Source organism: Nocardia sp. BSTN01, assembly GCF_015354405.1.
Classification (GTDB): domain Bacteria; phylum Actinomycetota; class Actinomycetes; order Mycobacteriales; family Mycobacteriaceae; genus Nocardia.
The window spans coordinates 1-1,907 of the sequence record NZ_JADKYP010000139.1; the positions used below are offsets into that span (position 1 = coordinate 1).

At 61.7% G+C, this 1,907-nt stretch carries 1 protein-coding gene; it reads left to right on the plus strand.

Annotated features, from left to right (window positions below):
- Window positions 1-563: 563 nt before the first annotated feature.
- Entirely contained in the window at window positions 564-1,841 is a 1,278-nt protein-coding gene (gene ltrA, locus IRT45_RS36160; protein WP_194810244.1) for a group II intron reverse transcriptase/maturase, read from the plus strand.
- The last annotated feature ends 66 nt before the right edge of the window (window positions 1,842-1,907 follow it).

Below are 1,907 nucleotides of genomic sequence, written 5' to 3' on the forward strand. Positions count from 1 at the left end.
GGCGTTGGTGTGTCCTGAAGAGAACAGGAGGTTCGTGGTGTAGAACACGGATTTCGTTGTGCTCGTGCTGTTGTGGAGATGAAGGTAGGTCCTTCGGCATCGGCATGCAGGTGCAGGTGTCAAACCGCCCCGAGCTGCTGCGGTGAATGAGCCGTGGTGGTGAGCGTGCGGGGAAAAGCCTTGCAGGACAAGGCAGGTATGGATCGAGAAGGCGAACGTGAGTGAACCACTGATGACGCGTCGTTAGATGTAGGTGACATCGAAACCGGGGCCTCAATGCTGTCCCGGGAGAAGCCGGACGAGAGCCTGCTGATTGGTCTGGTGGTGTCCGGCGTGAAGGTGGCGCGAGCTCGGTCCAGGCTCTGCAACGGAACAGGAGAACTCCTCGACGCGAAACAGCGGCCGGTGGTTGAGCCGGTCGTGGGAAGGGCGAGCAGCTCTGGTGGCGTGTCAGGAGGGCGGAACGCCCCGTAGTAGTGATGAAGCCTCCGTAATGGGGGTGGAGCGAAGGGGGCGTGCTGTCGGGTTTCGATCGACGATCAACCAGTAATGGGAGGAATCCGATGACCGGAACGAGATCGGCGGGCAAGCCGTTCGACATCCCGAAAACTCTGGTGTGGGAGGCGTATCAGAAGGTCAAGGCCAACAAGGGAGCGGCTGGTGTGGACGGGCAGTCGTTGACTGAGTTCGAGCAGGACGAGAAGAACAACCTGTACAAACTCTGGAATCGGCTGTCATCGGGAAGCTTTTTCCCGCCGCCTGTGCGGGCGGTGGACATTCCGAAACAGGGCGGCGGAATCCGAACCCTCGGGGTTCCGACGGTCGCGGACCGGATCGCTCAGACAGCGGTGGCCATGGTGTTGTCGCCGTCAGCGGAGCAGGTGTTCCATCCTGATTCGTATGGGTATCGGCCCGGACGGTCGGCGTTGGATGCGGTGGAGACGTGCAAGCAGCGGTGTTGGCGGCAGCCCTGGGTCATCGATCTTGATATTCAGGGTTTCTTCGACAACGTTCCGCATGATCCCATCGTCGCTGCTGTGGAACGTCACACCGAGTTGCCGTGGGTGGTGCTGTATGTGAAGCGGTGGCTCACCGCTCCGCTGCGGCAGATCGACGGCACGCTCATCAGGCGGGACAAGGGAACCCCGCAGGGGTCCGCGATCTCGCCGCTGTTGTCGAACCTGTTCATGCACTACGCTTTCGACTCCTGGGTGGAGCGGGAGCTGGGGTCGGTCAGGTTCGAGCGGTACTGCGACGACGCCATCGTGCACTGCGTCAGCGAGAAGCAAGCGGAGTTCGTCCGCGCTGCCATCGCGCGCAGGCTGGGGCGTTTCGGTTTGGCACTGCACCCGGACAAGACCCGGATCGTGTACTGCAAGCAGGAAGGGCGGGACCTGGAGTTCCCGGTCACCGAGTTCACCTTCCTGGGGTTCACGTTCCGGCGCCGGGCATCTCGACTGCGAGACGGGCGACTCAAAACTGGGTTCCTGCCCGCGGTGAGCAAGCAGGCCAAGAAGTCCATGGCCAAGACCATTCGGAATTGGCGGTTGGGACGCTGGACCGCGCTGACCTTCACTGAGATCGCCGCGATGATCAACCCCGTCGTGGCGGGCTGGATCAACTACTACGGGCACTTCTACAAGTCCGAGTTGATCAGCTTCCTGGAACGCCAGATCAACCCATTCCTCGTGAAATGGGCCATGCGGAAATACAAGCGGTATCGCCGTGCCATAGGCCGGGCACGCCGGAAAATGGCAGAGTTCGCCTCAACCTATCCCGGCATGTTCACCCATTGGAAGCACGGCGCGTTGCCCAGCGGTTCGACAGTGGGAGCCGTGTGACGGGAGACTGTCACGCACGGTTCTGAGAGCGGCGGTGGGTGAGATTCCCGCCGCCGACTCACCTCG